Below are 14086 nucleotides of genomic sequence, written 5' to 3'. Positions count from 1 at the left end.
TCACGGTGTCAGCCCTCATGTTGATTCCGGATCGCCCACGAATCCTAACGTAGTTAAGGCGGTGTCGATCTTCTTGCGAGCGGATGATTCGATGCCGTCGATCGCTGGGGTTGGTTCCCTGTCTCCCTTGGCGTGCTGCGCTTTCTGCCCCGAGATCCAGATCTTGATAGCCTTGTGGTGGGCCGTTGCCGTGTTCTTGCTCGCCCCGCATTTCTCGGCGATGCGCTCGAGCACCACCTTCTCGCCGAAAATCTTCTCGACGATCTTGCGGCGGAGCAGGTAGTGCGAGAAGTGGCCAGTCAGCACAGGGATAGCGGCCTGCTCAAGCACGCGGATCGCGTCATCCCACTCAGGGTTTAATGTGTATCCGCAGCAGCACCGGCGCGCGCAGCTGCAAGGCATGGAATGTGGGGCGAAGCGCGCGACTAGGGCGGCGCGCTCGACATTCGACAGTTGCTCCATCTCCCACTTGATCAGATCCAAGCGGTTCGCCTCTGCTTTGATCGCGAGCTGCTGGTGCTCTTCGAGCGTGCGCGGCGCGTCCGGCTCGTTCTCGCTATACCCACCGAGTAGGCGGCGGATCATCCCGGCCTGCCCTGCGCCGTCGACACCAGAGAGGCCCTTGCCGGTGCGCGCCGCCGGCGAGGCCATGCGGTCAGCGAGCGGTCGTCCCTGCTGTTGCATCGAATAGTTGAACGCGAACACGAGCGCGGCCTGCGGTGTTCGAAACAGTATTGTTGTGGGCTCAGTCATCTTTCTTTTCCTTGAATTTCGCGCATCGCGTTCCGTACTTCTTCCCTTTCCTGCAAACCATTCTCGCGCCGCCGAATGGATCTGGCCTCTCGATCGCGTGCGCACACCCGACGCATCGTTCGCTCTGCCGGCGCTCGAGCACATCCTCCGGATTGCCGTACTCCCACCACTCGAGCGCGCGCCCGACATCAGAAATCCGCTTTTTCTTCATCGGCCGGTGATCACACGGACACCTCTTCGCCAAAGGCTTCGGCCACACGCAACCTGCAGATTGCGAGCTCCGGCGATGCGTCGGCATACATCCCGTTAAAACTCGAATTCAGTTGCGCCTCGGCAAGCCAGACTACTTCCTGCGAGCCCGGCTCGGCGGCGCGCGGGTACAACAGATACCGCTGGCGCTTCAGGATTTCACCCAGCAATGTCCAGTTATGCGTAGGCACGTAGACCGACTCGCCCTGGTGCTGAACGTCGATGCGGCAGTAATCCATCCCATTCGCGTGGATCAGGGTTGCGTCCAGGCCCTCGGCGAGCGCGACGAAATAATCCAATTGCGCCCCGTGAAGGTTATCGACCCTCATGCGGACCACCGCGATTCAATGCCGAGCCCGAGGCGAAGCGCTTGGGCGATGTCGGTTTTGATCGGGGCTTCGTTATCGAGCGGCACGCCGCTGATCGGGCGCAGCCAGGAGTCAAGCAAACCGCACTCGTGCATGGGCTTCCCGTTGTGAAACCATGGTCTCGGGAACTTGCACCACCACGTCGGCCGCTGGTCCCATCTCGGCGCCGGGCCGCGGGGTGGGACGAAGCGGACTACCTCGACAACCCTGTTATCGAGCGTCTTACAAGGCCAGTCCGACGGGACGACGATAAACGCGAGAATTTCGGGTTTGCAGTTCACACTCCCTCCGTTTCGTGTACTTCGGCACTGAGTGACGGCTTGGCATACATGAACGACGGCACGAGGAAGGTGACCCACCAGTAACCGTCGTCGCACGGGCCCGTGATTCCTGCGTTATCAATCGAAGGATCGTGAGCCACGTCGGTGCCGCAGCACACCACCGTATGGTTCACGCCCGTCCTGCTTGTGCCGCCCAGCATGTAATAGGCCCCTTTGTTCTGCGCGCCGATCGATGCCAGCAGATCCTCGAGCGGGCAGCCTTGGTACGCGACGACCACGGTCCTGAGGCCGCGTGCGGCCAGCCAGTCCTCGAACGCCTGGTTGAACCGTGCGGCGTCGTCGAAATAGATCTCGCCGTAGTGCGGCACCTCTTCCGGCTCAAGGTCGAGAAGGCACGCAATTGCGGTTCGGTGACAATCTCCGATGACTCCATCGGCAGGTCGATGCCTGAAGAGTTGCTTTCGCTTAATCACGCCGACTCCGATTGTGGTTGGTCCAATCCCATCTTTCGGGCGCGCACTGGCACCCACAGACCGAGAGCGGTGTCGAAGACCAAGACCTTTTCTTCCCAAGTCGCTTTGCCGAAGTCGAGCCAGTAATGACACGGGCCGCAGCCAGGCACGGTGAATTCATGCTTCGCCTTCAGGCCTCCGGCCTTGCCGTGTATTGATTGGTTCGAATGGCAATCGACAACCGAGTCGTGCGACCAGCCGCGACTGACGCACGTGCCCGGCACGCGGAGATAGCACTCCTCGCCGCGGCACGCATCGATGTATTTGGACCCTTCAGCGACCGTCGGCTTACGCTTCGCGCGCTTCTTCATCTCCGTGCGCTTCATCTGCACCTTGCGGCCGGCGAGAGCAAACGGTTTTGAGGTGAGACTATTCGGGACCTTGCGTGCGAAGCCCGAGCGCTTCATCGGTGTCTTGCGCGTGAGCGTCATGGACGTGCCCAGTCGACGAGTTGCGTGGAATATGGGAGGAACAACGGATGAAGCGGATCTCCGGATTTGGTCAGGCCGAATATCTTCATCGGCTTTCCCGACTCACGGAAGATCTGTTCCATCTGGTCGAAGCGATATCGCAGGCGGGGCGGTACCTTGGAGCGACTGCCCCAACACGGCACAAGCAGATCAGCGCGCGCAATGGCGCGCCGTATGTGCATGTCGTTGTCTGGGCCGATCGGGTCAGCCTGGCGTGCAAGCTCGCGGACATCCCGAGCAACGTGGCCAAATGGGTTGACCGCGATATAACCGCGCGCCCCGTTGAGTTTCGCGAAACCGATCCACTTTCGGGACGTTTGATCTTCATCCTCGACGCCGGCGGTGCTTCCGTTGACCCCACTGAACAATATGACGATGCCGGTCATCCCCACGATCCGCTCGAGGATGTATCGGTATTGTCCGCAGGCACTGAATACGGCGCTCATGGTGTTTCCTGCTCAATGACCAAACGGTCAACGCCCTTGGGGAATGGAGGAATCTCGACGCGGCGATTCAGCGCAATCGACACGCCGAGCTGCACCTCGCCAGACATCAGCCGCGGCCAGCGCTCCGGCGGCGTGACCCAAGGTGGCAACTTCACGAACGCGCTGTACGTCACTTCGGTCGGTTCCATCCGCCGGCGGCGCGAGTACCACTGACGTCGATGCGGCGACACCATGCGCACCAGCTCTACGACGTCGCAGTCGATGAGACAGGGCGTGCGCAGCCATTGCGGGATCCCGAAGACCTCGAACTCTTTCGGTACCGTGAAAGTCATGCGCATGGCGAAGCACCGTTTTGATTGCGGGACCGGCGTGACAGACGCGGCTCGGCCGGGCCGAACAATGCAGCCGCGGCTGGATCGCGCCTGACGATAGTTCCCGTGCGCACGCGTTCCGCCAAGCGCTTGCGCGCCAGGAGGCGCTCATATTTATCCGGATCCTCTCTGCGCATCCGTTTGAGCCATTCGCGTTGAAGCGTCGTCCGGGGAATTGGCTTCGGTCGTGGGGCATCTTCTCCAGGACCGAGCGCCCACATGCGTGATGGCGCGCCATGCGGCGAGAAGCGTTCCCACCTGGTAATGTGGATCCTGCCGGCGGCGTGCAAATCATTGACGCGGAAGCGGGCGGCGCGCTCAGATACGCCGATCTTCACGGCAAGCTCCGTGATGTCCATCGGCCGCAGCTCAAGCAACTGCAAAACGAGCGCCTCGTTCGGGCCGCCACGGTTGGCAGGCCCTGTCGATCTCGGCGGCAATCCCAACTTATGAGCCATGTGCTTGATGCCGTCGATCGTGCGACCGTTGAAAAGATGCACGCTCTTCTTCAACCCCTCCGGGCGCGCCCACACATCGGCCACAAGTGCCTTCTCCTCATCGCTCCACGAGACCCATCCCCGACGTTCTGCCACGATTGCTCCTGATTGATACGGTGTTATGTGCTGGTGCCTTAGCGCACGCGCGGCACGAGGCCGCGCATTAGTTACGCCTTCGTGAAGTCGATGTAGTACTCGGCACCCAGTTCGAACTGAGTTCCCGCCTCGTCGCTGACCGTCATCAACTTCACACTGCCGCCAGGCGTCGCCGCATAGAAGGCTTCGTTTTCCGGTGAACCCGACATGACAGGCTGCAGTTCGATTTCGTGCAGATTCCCTTTCTGGCTGTCCCAGTGCTGACGCTGGGTCGTTGACATGACTTTGAATTTCGCGCGGACCGACATGGTGTTGCTCCTTTGGGCGATCACCAGCTGCGGCTGGTGAGGTCTTCTGTGCGCCAGCCGTGACGGCCATCGCGGTGAATGGCAAAGAATCGCCATGGAAATTGAGCGGCCGCGACCTTGATCTTTGCCCGCGCGTCATCAGTCCATCGGCCCTTGACCTCGCGGAATTCAAGTTCGCCGGCGGCGGTGATGACGGGGAAGTCGACAGTCAGGAACGTGTTGTCGGCGAGGCGCAGCTTGATTGCCTCGAAGCGATAGAAAAGGATTTCGCCGGCGTGCAGCTGCGGGTCGAGCTGCTCGATCACGTAGGCGGCCTCAGTCTTGTTCATACGCCCGCGCGGCAGTCGCCCGAGCGCTTGCATGCGCTGCAGAGGCGTGAGATCCGCGTGCGGGGTTTCGCGCTTGCCAGGCGCAGGCTTATCCCCGAGTGCCGCGTTCGCGCGATGCGTTGCGCTGGCCGCTGTGTGCGGGGCTTCTTGCAGCACCCCGCGAGTATTCGAAATTTCGATATTTGGAAAGTTTGAAATATCCGTCTTTACACCACGCGGCATGTCGACCATTCGCGCGATCGCGGCATCGAGCGGCACATGCTCGTCTGACGCTAAGCGCGCCGCCGCACCAGCAATCTGCGAGTGGATGCGCGCGGTACCGACGCGGCCGCCGGCGATCGCGCTCTCGGGGTAGCGAACGGTCCCCTTGCTCATAGCCGCGCCGCCGGTTTGCTGTTCCACATCTCGCCGATGCACTCGACGGCGCGCTGAGGTGAATCGCAGCTGTATTGCATCGTGACCGTGATTTCGCACCCCGTGCAGTCGACGCTCGCGACCCAAGCGTCGCGCTCGATCTGGTCGTCGCGAGGAGTGCCGGCGACGCCGCCGCAAAATTTGCACGGGTCAAGTTTCATGCCGGCACCTCGTCGCGTTTCTCTTCACACACGGGAACGCCACGGATTGGCTGAAGCAGATGGTCTTCCAATCCTGTCACTTGAAAATCGAACGAGTGCTCGAGCGGCGCGATCGGAAGCTTCAAGGTGAACGGATCAGCGAGCAACCACGTGTCGGCTGTTTGAGGGATCAACGCGACTACGCGTACGACTCGGCCGAGCACCTGCTCTTGGAGAGCGACGCGGAGATCGGCATCCTCAACTTCCGGAAGCCGCACGACACACGCCAATTCGTCTGGTTTGCAGTTCATGATCAGAATGGAGGTTCGCCGGCTGTACCGCCGACGTATTGCGTGCGGATCATGCTGTCGACGCGGCGCGCGGCCACCGGCTCCAGCACGACGAAGAGTTGACCCGGGTGTGCAGTTGCCAGTCGCTCTGCTTCAGTCGTTGCGGACTGGATCGATGGGTGGCGAAACGACGGTGACTTGTGCCCGGTCGGCGACCAGACGAGCCAAAAGGCGGATTCGGTTTGCGGGTTCATGAGGCTCCTAAGGCCGATCGCGCGGCGAAACAGTTCGAGCTCTTGCGGGCTCGGATAGGTCATTCCTTCAATGACGCGCGCGAGCTCTCTGTACTTGGATGTCGGGGGCGTCATGAACGCTTTCCAAAGTGCGTCGGTCATGATGCGTAGAAGTCCGTAGGCATGAGACCCTCGCCGAGGTAGCTGACGACCTGGCGATACCACTTGTCGGAGTTGCTGCGCTTGGCCTGCGCCAGCATGTGGTCGATCCACGGCCCGCGGCCCGCCGCTTTGCATACGCGCAGCAGGTACATCGGCGTGGGTTCGTCCTTCTCGCGCGGGACGGCCAGCTGCTTGCCCTTGGCATTGATGCCCGAATCGGATTCGAACCACGGCCCCTCGAACTCAGGCGCGCTGTTCTCCGGCGGCGCGGGTTCAGGCTCACCGTCGCGCCAGCGCTTTTGCTCGAGGTATCGGATCGGCGTCGGGTCACCACCGGTTTTCCAATGCGGCGTCCGCTTCATCGCCATGACGTGCATGACGATTAGCTCGGTGTCGGGCTCAAGGCCGTTGGCTTCCCAATGCGATTGGCAGATCGACTTCGCCTGCTTTCGCCCAGTTGCCGATGGCCACGTGTCCCAGAAACGCTCGAACCCGGAGGTGGCGGGTTCAAGGTTCTGTTTCTCGACGTCGAGTGTGTGAGCGGTTTTCTCGCCCGCGTCACCACACTCAATCTTCTCTAAACCTAAATCATTAAAATCGGGGTCCGTTTTTGGTACCCCTTCAGGGAAATCCGGTACCCCTTGAACACCGTTTTTGGTACCCCTTTGATCCAAATGTGGAGGGGCTCCGTTTTCGGAGGGGCTCCGTTTTTGGTTCCCCTTAGGGGTACCGTATTTGGAGGGGCTCCGTTTTTGGTCCTGCTTGGCTTGATATTCTTCGAGTGAAGGCGGGCTGAGTGATACCGTCTCGCCCGTGCGACGGTCGAGCGACTGGACCACGGTCGCGCCTTCCGGAGCGATCATCTGGTAGACCACGATGTTTCCGGTACCGCCGCTGCGCCGCTTCGTCTCAATGAGAAAGCCGAGCTCCACCAGGCGATCACGCGCCGCCCGGATCGTCTTGATGTCCATCTCCATCGCAGCGATCAGCGTAGGGTTACTGACCCACGTCGAGTAGTCCTCGCTGGCCCAGTGCGCATACTCCTTCAGCAAGGCCTTTGCAGACCCGTTGCCGACGATCTGAGCGCGCGCCCAGGTGGATGCGTTGCCGCTCATACAGCACCTTCCCGGATCCGCACGAGCGGGACAAGCTGGGCATTGCCGTGTGCGCAGTGGAAATCCCAGGAGATCTGTACGACCGTGTACAAGCCGTCGAACAGTGCTATCTCGGTCTTGTCGTTCAGCGCCGCGCGCGCCGCCTGCAATTGAGCGAACGAGAGGAGGGGAATAGTGAATCGTCCGGTCAGCATGTTGAGCCTTCCCGGATCGCCTTGGGCACGCGCCTCTCGGCGTGCAGGCGCTGTTCCCAGTACCGGTAGTAGAACGAGGTCATCCACTTGTTGATGACGGCCTGCGGGACCTTCTCGCGGCCGAGCACGTGCGGCGCGCGGGCGACGTGGATGCGGAAACCGTCCGACAGCACGCGCGTACGGTCGTCGTGAAGGAACGTCACGTTCGATTCGACGTGCCAGACGCCAGCTTGGGATGGACCGAAGTCGGGGATGCCGAGCGATACCGGCACGACGTAGATGAACCGCGTGACCCACGGCGGAAACCCGCGTGTCGACCATTTCGGCTTGTCCAGGTCGGCTTTCCAGTCGGCTCGCGAAACCTTTACCTCCAGCTCGGCACCGTAACCAGCCTTCGTGATGTATACGAAATCAGCACGGTGTGAGCCGCGAGTACTACCAATGCCGCCCCAGATCTCCGCCTCGGGGATCAATATGTTCGCGCGGTGGTCGACGTGACGACGAATCGCCGCCTCGACGAGACCGGCATTCATGGGCGTAGCCACTTTCTTTTCTGCCATGCGCTTACTCGGTCGGCTCGGCCGGCGCCAGCAGTCTGTCGAGGCGATACATGTGCGCGCCGCCCTCAAGCTCGCTCGGCACCAAAGAGATATGGCGCTTGGCAGCCAGCGTTTTAAGCTGGGCGCGCACGCAGCTGTCGGACAGGCCGCACATGAACGCCAGGCGCGCGACAGTGGCTGCAGACATGCCAGTGCTCTGGACGCCCATATGGGCAAGCGCGAGCAGCACGATCTTCTGGTTGCCCTTCAGCTCGATATCCCATGCGCGATTCGAAAGATGGTGTGACATCAGAGCCCTCGGGTCGATTCGAGCAGAAGCAAGCGGCCGACCAGCGCAACCACGAACGGCTCTTGTGAATTAGCGGTCCGGTATAGTTCGAGCAGACGGCGTGCGGCTTCAGCCGGCGCCAGGCGTATGACAGCCTCAATTTCCTTATCAATTCGGACAAGCTCAGCTTGTAAATTCATGGCAACTTTTTCAATTAAATGTCCGCACTGTTTGAGGGACAACACGTCTTTCACTGTGGCTGGTTCAAGACTTCATGCCGCAAAAAAACAGGGCTTCAATTCCGTCGAGACCTTCGCGACATGCAATGCATGCAGGCGTGGTATCTGTGCGACCGTCCAAGTCTCGTATCCCGCCGTCGCAATTGAACTGGAGACCACCGCAGTCCTTCTTGTGACCGGGCCTCATTTACTTGTCGGAGAATGGCTGCCGCGTCCTCCACTTCCCGATATACCGGACCACTTGCCGGCGTCCGTCGCTAAGGCATACACAGAGGCTGAGCAGTTGCGGATAGCGGGCTTTCGCGGGCCCGCCGGGAACGCTTATCGCCGCGCACTCGAATCCGCGTTGAAGGAAGTTGACCCCGATCTCAAAGGTTCTCTGTATGCCCGAATCGAAAAGCTGACCGAGACGGGGCTGCTTACTAAGAATCTTCGAGATTTCGCCCATCGAATTCGTAACTTGGGCAACGAGGCGAGTCACGAGACACCAATCGTTGAAGACGATGAAATAGACAGCCTCGCTATCTTCACCAAGTTGTTTTTGATGTATCAATTCACCCTCCCTGGGATGCTTCCGGTACGTGCAGCCGAATAATTTAGTGCCGCAAATTCTGTGATTCCCACAACCGGGCAACGCCCAGAATCGTGAGGGCTTCGTGCAACTGGGGGTCGCGATGCATCATGTTGACGAACTCAACCTTGACGGCTTCCTCGCTGTCTCCTGCGCGGGCACGTGCTTGTTGCAGTGCCTCTGCCGCTATCGTCTTGGCGTCGCGTTCTCTCACCGGCTTTGCTCCACTGCGAAGAATTCTTCGACCAGGCGCACGCCCATGTCGCGGGCGAGCCATTGCCCGATCGCTCCATTGCCGAGTTGCGCCTGGACCGCGCCGATCTTGTGGGCGGGCAGCTCGCGCCGCCGCCGTCCCTTTTCATCGCGCTCATCCGGCCGGAAGTACTCCGAGACATGTTGCTGATAGAGATCGCACGTCGAGGCGAGGTACGTCTCGGTCAGCCCGGTGAACGCCCGGTGCTGCCAGGCGAGCACACAGGCCTCGCGGTACGTCTTGCACGACTCGATCAGATGCCGAGGAAGAAATCGCATTGGCGGCGGCGCGGGAACGCTTGCCGCCGCGCTAGGCGATGCTGGTGGCGGGAGAGACCCCGCTTCGTGGCGGCCCTTGATTGGGGCCTCATAGTGAAATGTCATCGATACACCTGTTGCTACACCGGTTGGTCAGCGATCAAAATTTTTTGCATGGAACCCATGCAAATCCCCGAAAATTCAGTCGCCGTCAGCAGCGCGTTGCAGCGCCATCTCCGGCACGAAACCGTGCGATATAGCTCGCACGAATTGCTTGAACATCTCTGTCGGCCGGAGTTGAGCGGTGAGGATCAAATGCGCCTCATCGCTTTCCTTCGGCTTCACGTCAGCCAGTACTTCAACCAGGCCGGGACGCATATCCATGCTCTGGTCGAACAGAAACGCCATGACCTCGCCGCCGAGCTCCGGATATCGGTGGAGCGCGTCAGCGAGGTCTGCAAACAGGATTTCAGTAAGCGTGGACATCTATGCGATCTCCACGCAGAAAGGGTGAGGGTTCGCACCCCGTTTAGAATTGGTGGCTTCCACACGCACCCTTTCAAAACAAAGAGGAACCCTCATGGAAAAGAAGCCGGAACCGACCTTCGACAAACGGCTACGCGCGCTCGAAGCGAAATTCGAAGAGCGCGAAAAGACCCTGCGCAGCAGTTTCGAAGCATTGCTGGCGCGACACGATGTGCTCGCATTGACATTGAAAACCGTCATCGCCGCATCGCCAGAAGCAGGGCATTTAGCCGAGCTGACCTATCAGCGACTGACTCACTTCCAAAACGAAGCCCTGTTTTCTGCCGATTCAACAGAGGAGTACCGGGCCTCTTTCGAGGTGATCGCGCAAGAATTCGATCCAGCGCGTGTGCTTCACGGCGGCGTGAAGTAAGCATTTCTTCAACGTCGGCTTGCGCGAGCAAGCCGACCTCTGCCTCGAGGGTCGCCAGCCCGGCGTCTGAATCGGCGTGCTCACCATGCGTCATCTCAGGCGCTCCCCACACGAATAGCTGGAGCACCGGCGGACGCGCGGGAGCAGATAACAGAAGCAGTAAGCATCTACACGCTCCCTTCTGCCATTACCTGGCTCTCGATGGCGACCTGGTCGCGGGTCGGATAGCTTTCGGGAACACGCGACCAGTCGAAATCAGGTCGAGCGAGCCGAAGAAATTTCACGCGCGACTTCGGGATCCCTTTTTTGCGCCATTGGGAAACGGCACCAGGATCGATCTCGCACAGCTCGGCCACCGCGCCTGTTCCGTCCAGGCCGTCGATGATTTGGCACGCGATAGGGTCACGCTGATCAGGTTTCATTCGCCCAATTTAAGCACACTCAAACCTGCAAATCAAGTGTACTCAAATGAAAGCATTTAAGCTAACTCAAATGAAAACCCTGCCCACGTTCGTAGATCGCCTAAATCACGCTGCCGCGATACGCGGTGACGAGTTAGGCATGAAGATCTTGCAAAAGGACCTGGCTAAAGCGGCGGGTGTTTCGTCATCGGCGGTGACGCTCTGGCTTCAGGGGACCACCGAGCAGTTGAAAGCGGCTTCGCTGTTCGGATTGGCGAAATATCTGAAGGTCCGGGTGGAGTGGCTATGGAATGAAGAAGGGCCGATGCGGGCGGCCGGTACAACTTTGCACGGCGCTGGTCCGCGCGACGGTGCACCCACGACGGCGCCTGTCCGCGATGACAGCCTTAGCCGAGAGGCAGTAAAGCTGGTCGGATTGATCGCGCATGCTGATCACGAAAAAGCTGTTCCCAAAGAGACCCTTCGCGCCTTCAGCGTGATTTTCGCAGCGACTGTCGGCCAGTCGAATCGCGGGGCGACACCAGACCTCGCCGCCGCGCAACGCGACGCAGAAGCCCAGTTCGAGGAAAGGCAGTCGAAACCGCGCAGGCGCAAAAAAGCTCTTTGATCGAGCTACGATGCAGCGCGACGGGCTTTGACCAACATCACGAGCAGGGCGTCGACCATGCGGTCCGCATCTTCGGGGGCAAAGTTGGAATCGAACTCCATATACCCATCAACATTGACAGCGATTGTCACGTGAGATGAGACACGAATCGCCTTCAGTTTGCGTTTGCGTGGCGGATCGCTGCTGACGATATACAAGGACGGAGCTCGGCCGGAGCTCTCCTTTTTCTTCATCGGCCCGACAAAAACAGTCGCTCGGCTGTCTTCCGGCGGCTCCGACGTGAAAGAGTCATTCATTCAAATTCCTATGGGCTCGTTATCTCCGCTTACTACTTTGGCAAGCGGTAAATTCTGCATACTGAGCGCATCAAGGTACTCCGTTTTCGGCCGATGATGAACGGTAAACATCCCTATATGTCGATCGGCTAGATCGGCGGTTGTCCGGGACTCTTTCCATCACACTCGGCATGCAATTTCGCCTGACTGAGTTTGAAAACAATCTCGTTATTCAAGCTCCGCATGTTGCTCCTGGCTTCCTCCTCCAGCCATACCCGCAGTTCCGGCGGTATGCGAAGGTTGAAAGCCTTTCCGCGTTCAGTGGTTTCCATTCTATGATTCCTCGCTGCGCTTCAATGGCTCTAAATGACACCATTTTGGTGTCTTGTTCGAGTGATCGTAGAGAGGCACCATGGTGGTGTCAAATACTATTTTGACACTAGAATGGTGTAGCCTTGGGGCCATGGATGCCGACAAACAATCAAGAATCACACTGCGCCTCCCCGGGGACCTTCATCATCAACTGGAACTCGAGGCAGACGCTTCTCACCGGTCGCTCAACGGCGAGATCGTCGCGCGCCTGTCGTCCACGTTCACAGGACGTAACTTCGTGTTGCCAGCGAGCCTGCGCGATGCCATCGAAGCACGTGCGCGGGCCTCGTCAACCACCTTCGAGGAAGAGGTCGTGCGCACGCTAGCTGCAGGCCTCGGCCGAAAGGCACCGGCGGTTCTCGTCGTAGATATTTCGGACGGAATTCCTCTTTCAAAAATAGGGACGCTCCTTGATGAAGCGCGAGAGAGGTTGCCGGCGGAGACTGCGGTCTGGATCGGCGCCAAGAAGCCAAAGTAAAGAAGGCCGCCAGTGATCGCTGGCTTTTTTGTGCCTTTAAAGTTGAGTGCACTCAAATTGTTCTTGACGTTCAAAGTTGAGTCTGCTTAAATTCAATCCAACGCAGCAAACAACACAGACCACGGGAGCACGCGAGATGGCCGACCAACGAAACGCAGTGACGAACGCCGCACCGTATACGCATACAGGTGCACCGGTTCAGCCGCGCATCCGTCGCGGCGTGCGCTTCGCCAAGCGCGCGTTTCGAGTCGTCCGCAATCTCCTGGCCGTCCTGGGTGTGTGCTTCGCCTATTTGCTGGTCATCGGCTACATGCAGTACCAGGATCGCGCCGCCGCTGGTGACGTTGGTTGCTCGTTCACTCACTGCCTGTGAGAACTACCATGTCCTTCTACACCGATTACGTGCGTGACCTCGGCAAGGGGAATCACATCGTTCTCATCGTGCTGATCCATGCCTACCTGCAGTACGGGTCGTTCGGTTACGAGCGCACTGTGGATTACAGCGATGTGGTGTGGTGCTGACATGACGACATCTCATACATCGGGTCCGTGGACCTTCACTTCCGAAGGTCGCGTTATGCAAGGCAGCACCTGCGCGAGCATTTTCGAGCCAGCAGCTCTGGTCCCTGAAGCGGAGGCGCGTGAGAACGCCCGCGTCGCTTCCTGCGCGCTTGATTTGCTCGGGGAGTTGCGTGCTGCGCACCTGATCATCCGCAATGCATTGAACTTGATGACACCCGACCAAAAGCTCGATTGGGGACGCCTCAATGCGCGCGACCACGTTGACGGCGAGGGCGTAACACGTGCCAACGAACGCGCCGCCGTGATCGCCCGGACTGGAGCTTGATATGCGCCCGAATATTTACTCATCGACTCACCGCTATCTAAAGGCTCTGTAATGGATACGAAAAAAGCGCTCTCTAGCTTTGACGAGATGCCTGATGCGGCTATGGTCGATGATAAAACCGTGGCTGCTCTATGCGGTTGCAACGTATCCACCGTATGGGACCGGAGCAAGAGCGGCGCTCTCCCAAAACCACGCAAGATCGGTGGCTCCACGCGCTGGAATGTTGGTGAGCTTCGCGTTGTCCTTGCTCTTGGAACCCGTGAGCAGAAAGACGACGACCAGGGCGACGCCAAGATTTCTCCGGCAGGGTCGATATCCAAGAAGAAGTCTGCGCCATCGCAGATCGCTCTTCGCGATCATTTCGCGATCGAAGCATTCAAGTCGATCATGAATCGAGATTCACAGGACCCGTGGCCGTTTCATTCCGGAGATCCCACAGTTTCTCCGCAAGAAAACGCTAATGCCGATGAGACCTATGTAGAGGTTGCTGCGCGGGCAGCCTATCTCTGCGCGGACGCGCTTCTCGCTGTCAGAAACGGGGAAATCTGAAATGCGCCCGACGCCCGTTCGCCTCCCCGACGAAATGCTGGCGCTTGCGTGCCGCGCACTTGGTTTCGCAGAGCCGAAGGATCTGAACCCTGCAGCGCGCGCCGTCGTCCAGGCGGCCGTGCGGGCACAGATAAATCCGAACCCGCGGGCACGTCGGTTTTCCGCGCCGCGTCCGGCTACGGGTTTGCAGGGCGCGTTTGGTTTCGACGATCAGTGCGTCGATATCAAGCGGCGCGCCGCCAACGATTTCGACGAGGAATGA

Annotated in this window: 33 protein-coding genes; 9 read left to right on the top strand and 24 right to left on the bottom strand. The window is 59.5% G+C overall.

All coding sequences use genetic code 11. From position 1 onward, the window contains the following. Nucleotides 1–15: 15 nt before the first annotated feature. The 18 genes from HB376_RS02400 to HB376_RS02320 form a co-directional block, all read right to left on the bottom strand. Nucleotides 16–753: a DNA-binding protein gene (locus HB376_RS02400; RefSeq protein ID WP_213761799.1), complete on the bottom strand. Its 738-nt coding sequence runs from the start codon at nt 751–753 to the stop codon at nt 16–18. Nucleotides 754–974: 221 nt separating this feature from the next. Continuing rightward, nucleotides 975–1331, bottom strand: a complete 357-nt coding sequence (locus HB376_RS02395; protein ID WP_213761798.1) for a phage protein NinX family protein — start codon at nt 1329–1331, stop codon at nt 975–977. Next, complete coding sequence (locus tag HB376_RS40730) at nt 1328–1450, bottom strand: hypothetical protein (protein WP_255631109.1); 123 nt, start codon at nt 1448–1450, stop codon at nt 1328–1330. Before HB376_RS40730 ends, HB376_RS02395 begins: the two co-directional genes overlap by 4 nt. A 197-nt stretch (nt 1451–1647) precedes the next feature. Continuing rightward, the gene (locus HB376_RS02390) at nt 1648–2124 is read right to left on the bottom strand and encodes a hypothetical protein (RefSeq protein WP_213761797.1); all 477 of its coding nucleotides are present in this window, start codon (nt 2122–2124) and stop codon (nt 1648–1650) included. Next, a complete protein-coding gene (locus HB376_RS02385) occupies nt 2121–2570 on the bottom strand; it encodes a DUF1364 domain-containing protein (RefSeq protein WP_213761903.1) in 450 nt (149 codons plus the stop codon). The genes HB376_RS02390 and HB376_RS02385 overlap by 4 nt, the downstream gene beginning before the upstream one ends. Before the next feature lie 20 nt (nt 2571–2590). Beyond that, on the bottom strand, nt 2591–3079 hold the full coding sequence (locus HB376_RS02380; RefSeq protein WP_213761796.1) for a DUF1643 domain-containing protein: 489 nt from the start codon (nt 3077–3079) through the stop codon (nt 2591–2593). Beyond that, nucleotides 3076–3417, bottom strand: a complete 342-nt coding sequence (locus HB376_RS02375; protein WP_213761795.1) for a hypothetical protein — start codon at nt 3415–3417, stop codon at nt 3076–3078. Before HB376_RS02375 ends, HB376_RS02380 begins: the two co-directional genes overlap by 4 nt. Continuing rightward, nucleotides 3408–4043 carry a hypothetical protein gene (locus tag HB376_RS02370; RefSeq protein WP_213761794.1) on the bottom strand — a complete coding sequence of 212 codons (636 nt, stop codon included), beginning with the start codon at nt 4041–4043 and terminating at the stop codon, nt 3408–3410. The genes HB376_RS02375 and HB376_RS02370 overlap by 10 nt, the downstream gene beginning before the upstream one ends. A gap of 71 nt (nt 4044–4114) precedes the next feature. Then, complete coding sequence (locus HB376_RS02365; protein ID WP_213761793.1) at nt 4115–4324, bottom strand: hypothetical protein; 210 nt, start codon at nt 4322–4324, stop codon at nt 4115–4117. A 47-nt stretch (nt 4325–4371) separates the two neighbouring features. Further along, a complete protein-coding gene (locus HB376_RS40725) occupies nt 4372–5055 on the bottom strand; it encodes a hypothetical protein (RefSeq protein WP_255631108.1) in 684 nt (227 codons plus the stop codon). Next, complete coding sequence (locus HB376_RS02355) at nt 5052–5255, bottom strand: hypothetical protein (protein ID WP_213761792.1); 204 nt, start codon at nt 5253–5255, stop codon at nt 5052–5054. Before HB376_RS02355 ends, HB376_RS40725 begins: the two co-directional genes overlap by 4 nt. Then, a complete protein-coding gene (locus HB376_RS02350) occupies nt 5252–5545 on the bottom strand; it encodes a hypothetical protein (protein WP_213761791.1) in 294 nt (97 codons plus the stop codon). Before HB376_RS02350 ends, HB376_RS02355 begins: the two co-directional genes overlap by 4 nt. A gap of 2 nt (nt 5546–5547) precedes the next feature. Beyond that, nucleotides 5548–5919, bottom strand: coding sequence for a hypothetical protein (locus tag HB376_RS40720; protein ID WP_255631107.1), 372 nt, complete (start codon nt 5917–5919; stop codon nt 5548–5550). Beyond that, nucleotides 5916–7034 (bottom strand): hypothetical protein, encoded by a 1119-nt coding sequence (locus HB376_RS02340; RefSeq protein ID WP_213761790.1) that lies wholly within the window; start codon nt 7032–7034, stop codon nt 5916–5918. The genes HB376_RS40720 and HB376_RS02340 overlap by 4 nt, the downstream gene beginning before the upstream one ends. Next, nucleotides 7031–7228 carry a hypothetical protein gene (locus tag HB376_RS02335; RefSeq protein WP_213761789.1) on the bottom strand — a complete coding sequence of 66 codons (198 nt, stop codon included), beginning with the start codon at nt 7226–7228 and terminating at the stop codon, nt 7031–7033. Before HB376_RS02335 ends, HB376_RS02340 begins: the two co-directional genes overlap by 4 nt. Further along, complete coding sequence (locus HB376_RS02330) at nt 7222–7788, bottom strand: hypothetical protein (protein ID WP_213761788.1); 567 nt, start codon at nt 7786–7788, stop codon at nt 7222–7224. The genes HB376_RS02335 and HB376_RS02330 overlap by 7 nt, the downstream gene beginning before the upstream one ends. Before the next feature lie 4 nt (nt 7789–7792). Then, nucleotides 7793–8077, bottom strand: a complete 285-nt coding sequence (locus HB376_RS02325) for a hypothetical protein (RefSeq protein WP_213761787.1) — start codon at nt 8075–8077, stop codon at nt 7793–7795. Further along, nucleotides 8077–8310 (bottom strand): hypothetical protein, encoded by a 234-nt coding sequence (locus tag HB376_RS02320; protein ID WP_213761786.1) that lies wholly within the window; start codon nt 8308–8310, stop codon nt 8077–8079. Before HB376_RS02320 ends, HB376_RS02325 begins: the two co-directional genes overlap by 1 nt. A gap of 1 nt (nt 8311) precedes the next feature. On the opposite strand from HB376_RS02320, the gene HB376_RS02315 reads away from it, so the two are divergent. Continuing rightward, nucleotides 8312–8890, top strand: a complete 579-nt coding sequence (locus HB376_RS02315) for a DUF4145 domain-containing protein (protein WP_213761785.1) — start codon at nt 8312–8314, stop codon at nt 8888–8890. 1 nt (nt 8891) lies between these two features. On the opposite strand, the gene HB376_RS02310 is transcribed toward HB376_RS02315, so the two are convergent. The 3 genes from HB376_RS02310 to HB376_RS02300 all read right to left on the bottom strand — a co-directional run bounded on the left by HB376_RS02310 (nt 8892) and on the right by HB376_RS02300 (nt 9862). Next, nucleotides 8892–9080: a hypothetical protein gene (locus tag HB376_RS02310; RefSeq protein WP_213761784.1), complete on the bottom strand. Its 189-nt coding sequence runs from the start codon at nt 9078–9080 to the stop codon at nt 8892–8894. Further along, complete coding sequence (locus HB376_RS02305) at nt 9077–9502, bottom strand: hypothetical protein (RefSeq protein ID WP_213761783.1); 426 nt, start codon at nt 9500–9502, stop codon at nt 9077–9079. The genes HB376_RS02310 and HB376_RS02305 overlap by 4 nt, the downstream gene beginning before the upstream one ends. A gap of 75 nt (nt 9503–9577) precedes the next feature. Then, nucleotides 9578–9862, bottom strand: coding sequence for a hypothetical protein (locus tag HB376_RS02300; protein ID WP_213761782.1), 285 nt, complete (start codon nt 9860–9862; stop codon nt 9578–9580). A 94-nt stretch (nt 9863–9956) separates the two neighbouring features. On the opposite strand from HB376_RS02300, the gene HB376_RS02295 reads away from it, so the two are divergent. After that, nucleotides 9957–10274 (top strand): hypothetical protein, encoded by a 318-nt coding sequence (locus HB376_RS02295; RefSeq protein ID WP_213761781.1) that lies wholly within the window; start codon nt 9957–9959, stop codon nt 10272–10274. Nucleotides 10275–10441: 167 nt separating this feature from the next. On the opposite strand, the gene HB376_RS02290 is transcribed toward HB376_RS02295, so the two are convergent. Beyond that, nucleotides 10442–10696 carry a hypothetical protein gene (locus HB376_RS02290; RefSeq protein WP_213761780.1) on the bottom strand — a complete coding sequence of 85 codons (255 nt, stop codon included), beginning with the start codon at nt 10694–10696 and terminating at the stop codon, nt 10442–10444. A gap of 139 nt (nt 10697–10835) precedes the next feature. On the opposite strand from HB376_RS02290, the gene HB376_RS02285 reads away from it, so the two are divergent. Further along, nucleotides 10836–11303, top strand: a complete 468-nt coding sequence (locus HB376_RS02285; RefSeq protein WP_213761779.1) for a helix-turn-helix domain-containing protein — start codon at nt 10836–10838, stop codon at nt 11301–11303. Between the two features lie 5 nt (nt 11304–11308). Here HB376_RS02285 and HB376_RS02280 read toward each other — a convergent pair whose 3' ends face one another. Continuing rightward, nucleotides 11309–11599 (bottom strand): hypothetical protein, encoded by a 291-nt coding sequence (locus HB376_RS02280; RefSeq protein WP_213761778.1) that lies wholly within the window; start codon nt 11597–11599, stop codon nt 11309–11311. 128 nt (nt 11600–11727) lie between these two features. Beyond that, entirely contained in the window at nt 11728–11910 is a 183-nt protein-coding gene (locus HB376_RS02275; RefSeq protein WP_213761777.1) for an Arc family DNA-binding protein, read from the bottom strand. Between the two features lie 131 nt (nt 11911–12041). Here HB376_RS02275 and HB376_RS02270 point away from each other — a divergent pair, with 131 nt between their 5' ends. The 6 genes from HB376_RS02270 to HB376_RS02245 all read left to right on the top strand — a co-directional run bounded on the left by HB376_RS02270 (nt 12042) and on the right by HB376_RS02245 (nt 14086). Next, the gene (locus HB376_RS02270) at nt 12042–12428 is read left to right on the top strand and encodes an Arc family DNA-binding protein (protein WP_213761776.1); all 387 of its coding nucleotides are present in this window, start codon (nt 12042–12044) and stop codon (nt 12426–12428) included. Between the two features lie 136 nt (nt 12429–12564). After that, the gene (locus tag HB376_RS02265; protein ID WP_213761910.1) at nt 12565–12801 is read left to right on the top strand and encodes a hypothetical protein; all 237 of its coding nucleotides are present in this window, start codon (nt 12565–12567) and stop codon (nt 12799–12801) included. An 8-nt stretch (nt 12802–12809) separates the two neighbouring features. Continuing rightward, the gene (locus tag HB376_RS02260; protein ID WP_213761775.1) at nt 12810–12950 is read left to right on the top strand and encodes a hypothetical protein; all 141 of its coding nucleotides are present in this window, start codon (nt 12810–12812) and stop codon (nt 12948–12950) included. A 1-nt stretch (nt 12951) separates the two neighbouring features. After that, nucleotides 12952–13275 (top strand): hypothetical protein, encoded by a 324-nt coding sequence (locus tag HB376_RS02255; protein ID WP_213761774.1) that lies wholly within the window; start codon nt 12952–12954, stop codon nt 13273–13275. Nucleotides 13276–13326: 51 nt separating this feature from the next. Next, nucleotides 13327–13824, top strand: coding sequence for a hypothetical protein (locus HB376_RS41665; protein ID WP_346730421.1), 498 nt, complete (start codon nt 13327–13329; stop codon nt 13822–13824). A 1-nt stretch (nt 13825) separates the two neighbouring features. Continuing rightward, nucleotides 13826–14086: a hypothetical protein gene (locus HB376_RS02245; RefSeq protein WP_213761773.1), complete on the top strand. Its 261-nt coding sequence runs from the start codon at nt 13826–13828 to the stop codon at nt 14084–14086.

Source organism: Caballeronia sp. dw_19 (assembly GCF_018449515.1).
Classification (GTDB): Bacteria; Pseudomonadota; Gammaproteobacteria; order Burkholderiales; family Burkholderiaceae; genus Caballeronia.
This window is presented reverse-complemented; position numbering and strand designations above follow the sequence as displayed.